The following is a 6,536-nucleotide window of genomic DNA, read 5'->3' on the forward strand; positions in this document are numbered from 1 at the left end:
GCACTACCGCGGTCCTTGACTTCTGGGGAGGATCGCAGGATGGACGCCGGGGACCGCGGCCCGCAGGGCCCGCTGCCGCTCGACCGCGCCCTGCCCGGGCTCCAGCGCCTCGAACCGGCGGCCCTGGCCCACATGCTCGGCCGGCACGCCGGCGGCGCCGAGGTCACCGGCGCCCGCGTGCGGCACCTCGTCTGGTCGCCCGGGCACCGGTTCGCCGCCCACGTCGAGGGCGTCGTCCACGGCAGCGGCGGGCAGCCGGGCAGCGGGGTGCACCGCGAGGCCGTCGTCGTCGCCTCCACCGACCCCGAGGTCCCGGACGGCGTCCGCTGGCTCCCCGACGACCCGCACCTGCCCGTGCTCACGACGAGCTGGGCCCGCGCCGCGGCCCGCCTGCACTACCGGCCGGGCCGCCGGATCGGGCTCGCGGTCGGCGACCGGGTCGTCACCGGGTACCCCAACCGGCTCACGTTCGAGCGGGGCCGCGAAGGGCTCGAGGTGCTGCGGACGGCGCTCGGCCCGGCCGCGGCGGGCCCGGACCGGCCGCTCGCGCACCTGCTCGCCACCGCCCACCACGCCGTCGCCGGCCGGCGGCCGGGCCCGGACGCGGCCGTCGACGTCGCGCTCCCCGCCGGGGAGGTGCTCGCCCGGCTGCACCGCAGCGAGGCCCCGGCCCCGCGCTCGACGACCGGTGGCGCGGCGATCGCCGCGGCCGAGGCCGCCGTCCGGGTCGTCACCGCCGCCCTGCCCGCGGAGGGCCGGCGGGCCGGCGCCCTCGTCGACGACCTGCGCCGCTGCCTGCCGCCGGACGACGACATGGTGCTCTCGCACGGCCGCTTCGAGCACGGTCGCCTCGTCCGCGCGTCGACGGCCGCGGCCGCCGAGGTCGTGCTCGACAGCGGCGACGACGTCGCCGCTGCACCGCGGGCGCTCGACGTCGCGACCTACCCGGCCGCCCTCGTCGACGGCCGTCCCGGGGACGCCGAGCGCGCCGAGGAGGCGCTCGACCGGCTCCTCGACGGGTACGGGATCGGCCCCCGGCACCTCGACTGGCACCTCGCGACGGCGATCCTGCGCCGGTGCGACGAGCCGCTGCGACGGCTCGCCCCGCTCTGGCAGGAGCAGACCGTGCGACTGCTCGACACCGTCGCGGAGGTGACCCGCCGGTGCACCGCCGTCACGGTCTGAGCCGCCCCCGACCCCGCCGCGAGGAGCGTGCCGCATGACCGACCGCCCCCGCGTCGTCGACCTGCGGGACCCGGCCCCCGGCCGCGGTCCCAAGATCGCCGTCGTCACCGCCGCCTTCCCGACCCTGACCCAGACCGCGGTGCTCGGCGAGCTCCGGGCCCTGCACCGGGCGGGCCGGCTCGCCGGGATCTTCCCGACCCGGCCCGGCGACACCCAGATGCACCACCCGGCGGTCGCCGAGCTGCTGCCGTACGTCCGGCTGCTCCCGGACGGCGGCGTCCACGAGCAGGCCGAGGCGCTCGCCGCGCGGGTCACGGCGCTGCGGGCCGCGGGCGGCCGGGTGGACGGCGTCCACGGGTGGTACGCCCACGAACCGGCCGCGGTCGCCGAGCGCGCCGGTGACCTGCTGCGCCTGCCCTTCAGCTTCGGGGTGCACGCGGCCGACGCCCGCCGGGTGACCCCGTTCGAGCTCGGCCGCCGGGCCGAGCGGGCCGCGGGCGTCGTCGCCTGCAACCCGCGGGCGGTCGAGCTGCTGCGGGCGACGTCCGCGAACGTCACCGAGCTGCCGCACGGAGTCGACCTGGAACGCTTCCGGCCGCGGCCCGGAGCGACGACCGGGGCCCTCGACGACGCGGGCCGGGCGCCGGACGGCACGACCGGGCGGCCGCTCCACGTGCTCGCCGTGGGCCGGCTCCTCGAGCGCAAGGGCTTCGGCGTGCTCGTCGACGCGCTCTCCCGGGTGCGGCACGCGTGGCGGCTGCGCATCGTCGGTGACGGCCCGGTGCGCGCCGCGCTCGAGGACGCCGCCCGCCGGGCGCCCGGCGGCAGCCGCATCGAGTTCGCCGGCGCGGTGCCGCACGACGCGCTGCCGACCCACTACGGCTGGGCCGACCTCGTCGTCGTCCCCTCCGTCGTCGACGCCAACGGCGACCGGGACGGTCTGCCGAACACCGTGCTCGAGGCGATGGCCTGCGGGGTCGCCGTCCTCGGCACGGACGTCGGCGCGATCGGCGGCGTCCTGCGCGCCTCGGGCGGCGGCCTCGTCGTGCCCCCCGGGGACCCGCGCCCGCTCGCGACCCTCGTCGAGAGCCTCGCCCGCAACGCCCCCGTCCGGCGGGCGCTCGCCGCCCAGGGCCGGGTGCACGCGGTCGAGAGCTACGGCCTCGACCGCTGCGCGAACCGGTTCGTCGCCCACCTCGAGGCGCTCCACGGCCACCGCATCCCGTCGTCGGTGCGCTGACGCCGTCTCGACGGGCGCCCCCGGCGGCCCCGCCCGATGATCCGTTCATGCCCGAGGACGAGCAGCCCGCCTACGCGCGGTTCGGCAACCGGTTGCTCGTCGTCTGCGAGGACGTCGTCTACGTGGGGATCGCGGCTGCGCTCGTCGTCACCGCGGGGACCCTCCTCGTCGCGGCCGGCGAGCACGTCGTCACGCTCGTCGCGCAGCGCAGCCAGGACGCCGCGATCGAGGTCCTCGACGCGCTCCTGCTCATCTTCATCGTCGTCGAGCTGCTGTACGCCGTCCGGACGACGATCGCCGAGCGCAAGCTCGTCGCCGAGCCGTTCCTCCTCGTCGGCATCATCGCCGCCGTCAAGGAGATCGTCGTCCTCGCGGTGAAGGCCGCCGAGGACGCCGGCAAGGGCAGCGTGTTCACCGACCAGATCCTCGAGGTCGGTGTGCTCGGCGGGCTCGTGCTCGCCCTGGGCGCGACGGCGTGGATGCTGCGGATCAAGGAGCGGGAGCCGGAGGAGGGCGACTGAGGTCGTCCGGTGCGCCCGGCGGCGCCGGCCCCGGTCAGGCGGGTAGGTAGGGCTGCTGGCCGCCCCCGGTCAGGCCGAGACGAGGTCGACGAACCGCGCGAGGTCGATGTTGCCGCCGGAGAGCACGACGCCGATCCGCCGGCCGTAGACCTTCTCCGGCTCCTCGCGCGCGAGCCGGCGGACGGCGGCCAGCGCCAGGCAGCCGGTCGGCTCGACGACGATCTTCAGGTACGTGTAGAGCAGCTTCATCGTGTCGACGAGCTCGTCGTCCGTCGCCGTGAGGATCCCGTCGACGCCGGCCCGGATGATCGGGAACGTGAAGTCGCCGAGCCGGGTCGTCTGGGCGCCGTCCGCGATGGTCCGCGGGGTGGGGATCGTGACGATCGAGCCCGCCGCGAGCGACCGGCGGCCGTCGTCCCCGGCCTCGGGCTCGACGCCGTAGACCCGGCAGCCGGGCGCGATCGCCGCCGCGACGACGCACGCCCCGGAGAGCAGCCCGCCGCCGCCGAGCGGCACGTAGAGCGCGTCGAGGGCGCTGACCTCGGCGAGCAGCTCGCGGGTCGCGGTGCCCTGGCCGGCGATGACGTCGGGGTGGTCGAACGGCGGCACGAAGACCGAGCCGTGCTCGGCGGCGATGCCGCCCGCGATGGCCGCCGGGTCGCCGTCGTACCGGTCGTACTGGACGACCCGGCCGCCGTAGCCGAGCGTCGCGTCGAGCTTGGCCTGCGGGGCGTCGTGCGGCATGACGATCGTCGCGGGCATGCCGAGCAGGGACGCCGCGAGCGCGACGGCCTGGGCGTGGTTGCCCGACGAGTACGAGACGACCCCGGCCGCCCGGTGCGCGGGGTCGAGCCGGGCCAGCGCGTTGTAGGCGCCGCGGAACTTGAAGGCGCCCATCCGCTGCAGGCTCTCGCACTTGAGCCGGACCTGGGCGCCGACCATGCTGTCGAGCAGCCGTGAGGAGAGCACCGGCGTCCGGTGCGCGACGCCGTCGAGCCGGCCCGCGGCGGCGACGACGTCGGAGTACGTCGGGGAGCCGAGCGGCAGCGCGTGGGCGACCTCGCCGGCGGGTGCGGCCACGACGTCCTGCCCGACGACCTCGCCCGGGACCGGCTCCCGCCAGGGCCCGGAGCCGCCGGTCGGCGTACCCGCACCGCCGGCCGCGGCCGACCCCAGCACCGGACCGGTGCGCGTCACCCTGGGCGGAGGCGTGTCCGCCCAGCCGAACCCGACGACCGCCCCGTCACCGACGGTCTCGCTCACGGCACATCCGGTCGTCGGCTCACACGACGACGGTAGCCCGTCACCCCCCGTGTCCCGGCGGACGCCGGGCGCGACGCTCCGCGCGTCCCGCCGACGTCCCCCGGGGGCGTTCCTCGGCTCGTCAGTGCCCGACGGTGCGGTGCAGGCGCCAGAAGGTGTCCCGGAACCCGAGGCGCGGCCAGGCCCGGGACGACAGCAGGTTCGTCGCCCGCCAGTCGGTGACGCAGCACGCGTACCCGGCCTCGCCGCTCCAGGCGAGCACCTGCTCGCCGAGCGCCCGCCCGGCCCCGAGCCCGCGCGCCCCGGGCAGCACGGCGGCGAACCCGAGGAAGCCGGCGTCCGGCAGGAGCGCGAGCCCTTCGTGCGTCCGCGACTGCGTGAGCGCGCAGCCGACGGCCGCGCCGACGACCTGCGGGGCGCCGTCCGGCCCCGGCACCTGGGCGACCCACGTCGGGAACCGCGGGTCGCCGAAGGTGTCCTCCCAGTCCGTCGTCTGCTCCTCGACGGTCGGCACCGCGGCCCCGCTGAGCACCGGCGAGCGCGCCTGGTGCGCGGGCAGCGCGACGTCGATCTCGCCGAGCGCGGGGACGTCGGCCCGCTCCGCCGGGCGGACGACGAGCGGCGGGCGCGGTGCGGGCGCGGCGGGCAGCGGCTCCCGGACGGCGTGCACGTGCTGCAGCCCGAACGCGAGCCGGAACCAGGCGTCGACGAGCGCGTCGGCCCCGCCCGCCGCGGGCCCGCCGTCCCCGCCCGCGGGGAGCAGGACGTAGTGCGCCGTCCGGCCCTCGTCGGCCCAGCGCTGCGCCGCGTAGCCGTAGAGGTCGCGGGCGACCTCCGAGGCGCCCGGCGCGACGGCGTGCCCGGCGGAGTCGACCCACACGTTGTCGCCCCACACGGGGTCGGCCTTCGGTGCCCCGACGAGGTAGCCGACCGTCTCGCCGCCGCGCACCGCGACCGCGCCGCTCGCACCGTCCCTGCACCAGGCGGCCCGGACGGCGGCCGCCGCAGCGGCCGGGTCCTCGAACCTCGGGTCGAGCAGCGGCTCGCGCCGCCGGTGCGCGGCGTGCCGCAGCGCGAGCAGCCGGCCGGCCGGGTCGACGTCGTCGTCGGTGAAGGCGCGCAGCCGCAGGGTGGTCACGGCGGGCACCGTAGTGCGACCCGCGCCGGCGGGCGAGCGGTTATCCCCCGCCCGCCGGCCGAGGACGTCGATCACCCGGGCAACCTCCGGGGCGCCCCGGAGGCACTAACGGGCCATGCATCCGTCAGGAGTGGGGAGTCAGCCCGTGAGCCGTTCGTCGAAGTCGCCCGCCCGCCGTGTCCGCCCGCCGCGCAGGCCGTTGCTGCGGACCGCCGCGGCCACGGCGCTCACCGTGCTCGCCGCGGGGGTCGGGCTGGTCGGCATGGGCAGCACGGACGCGCAGGCCGCGACCCTCGTCGCGGTCCCGTCGTTCGGGTCCAACCCGGCGAACCTCACGATGTACACGTACGTGCCGGACAACCGTGCGACACGGCCGAAGATCCTTGTGCTCGTGCACGGGTGCGCGCTGGACGCGCCGTCGTACTTCGGTGCCTACGGCAGGGACTTCCGCACGGCCGCCGACCGGTACGGCTTCGTCATCGTCATGCCGGACAACAGGCGCCAGGGCAACTGCTTCGACGTCGCGACCCCGAACGGCCTGCGGCGGGACGGCGGCAGCGACTCGACGTCGATCGCCTCGATGGTCCGCTACGCCCAGGGGCTCTACGGGGTCGGCCGCGCCGACACGGTGATCGCCGGCTCGTCCTCGGGGGCGATGACGACCAACGTCATGGCGGCCGAGTACCCCGACCTCTTCGCGGCGGGGGCCGCGTACATGGGCGTGCCCGCGTCGTGCTTCGCGACGAACTCGGCCACCAACCTGTGGAACTCCGCCTGCGCCAACGGCCAGGTCCGCAAGACCGCGGCGCAGTGGGCCGACGCGGCGCGCGCCATGTACCCGGGCTACACCGGCACGTACCCCCGGATGCAGCTGCTGCACGGGACGGCGGACTCGATCCTGCTGTACCCGAACCTCGCCGAGGAGATCAAGCAGTGGACCGCGCTGCACTCGCTCTCCCAGACACCCGTGCTGCAGGACACGCCCCAGGCGTCGTGGACGCGCACCCGGTACGGCTCGACCGGGGCGCAGGCCCCCGTCGAGGCGATCAGCGTCGCCGGCGCGGGCCACGACTTCCCGCGCAGCGGCATGGTGGCGGGCACCGTGACGTTCCTCGGGCTCGACCAGCCCGACCCCCGCGGCGAGCACGGTGAGCGCCGTGGCCGCGGCGGTCCGCAGCAACGGCCTGCG

Annotated in this window: 6 protein-coding genes; 4 read left to right on the forward strand and 2 right to left on the reverse strand. The window is 77.1% G+C overall.

What is annotated here, in order from left to right:
- Positions 1 to 39: 39 nt before the first annotated feature.
- From ECOMGDLI_RS08570 to ECOMGDLI_RS08580, 3 genes are read left to right on the forward strand one after another with little or no spacing between them, the layout of a single operon-like run.
- Entirely contained in the window at positions 40 to 1,185 is a 1,146-nt protein-coding gene (locus tag ECOMGDLI_RS08570; protein WP_088316064.1) for a hypothetical protein, read from the forward strand.
- 34 nt (positions 1,186 to 1,219) lie between these two features.
- A complete protein-coding gene (locus ECOMGDLI_RS08575; RefSeq protein ID WP_088316066.1) occupies positions 1,220 to 2,425 on the forward strand; it encodes a glycosyltransferase family 4 protein in 1,206 nt (401 codons plus the stop codon).
- Positions 2,426 to 2,472: 47 nt separating this feature from the next.
- Complete coding sequence (locus ECOMGDLI_RS08580; protein ID WP_143447583.1) at positions 2,473 to 2,946, forward strand: phosphate-starvation-inducible PsiE family protein; 474 nt, start codon at positions 2,473 to 2,475, stop codon at positions 2,944 to 2,946.
- A gap of 69 nt (positions 2,947 to 3,015) precedes the next feature.
- Here the strand turns inward: ECOMGDLI_RS08580 and ECOMGDLI_RS08585 are convergent, their stop codons facing one another.
- Together ECOMGDLI_RS08585 and ECOMGDLI_RS08590 are read right to left on the reverse strand one after the other, a co-directional pair.
- Complete coding sequence (locus tag ECOMGDLI_RS08585; protein ID WP_088316074.1) at positions 3,016 to 3,993, reverse strand: threo-3-hydroxy-L-aspartate ammonia-lyase; 978 nt, start codon at positions 3,991 to 3,993, stop codon at positions 3,016 to 3,018.
- A gap of 337 nt (positions 3,994 to 4,330) precedes the next feature.
- Entirely contained in the window at positions 4,331 to 5,347 is a 1,017-nt protein-coding gene (locus tag ECOMGDLI_RS08590; protein WP_198954693.1) for a GNAT family N-acetyltransferase, read from the reverse strand.
- A gap of 145 nt (positions 5,348 to 5,492) precedes the next feature.
- On the opposite strand from ECOMGDLI_RS08590, the gene ECOMGDLI_RS08595 reads away from it, so the two are divergent.
- Positions 5,493 to 6,536 (forward strand): PHB depolymerase family esterase (locus tag ECOMGDLI_RS08595; RefSeq protein WP_198954694.1); only part of this gene is annotated, 1,044 nt, incomplete at its 3' end.

Origin of the sequence: Kineosporia sp. R_H_3, from assembly GCF_002198675.1 — a bacterium.
GTDB lineage: Bacteria > Actinomycetota > Actinomycetes > Actinomycetales > Kineosporiaceae > R-H-3.

Bases quoted from the DNA above. Each gene is read 5' to 3' on its own strand.
- ECOMGDLI_RS08570 (WP_088316064.1), top strand. From the start codon at position 40: ATGGACGCCGGGGACCGCGGCCCGCAGGGCCCGCTGCCGCTCGACCGC.
- ECOMGDLI_RS08575 (WP_088316066.1), top strand. From the start codon at position 1,220: ATGACCGACCGCCCCCGCGTCGTCGACCTGCGGGACCCGGCCCCCGGC.
- ECOMGDLI_RS08580 (WP_143447583.1), top strand. From the start codon at position 2,473: ATGCCCGAGGACGAGCAGCCCGCCTACGCGCGGTTCGGCAACCGGTTG.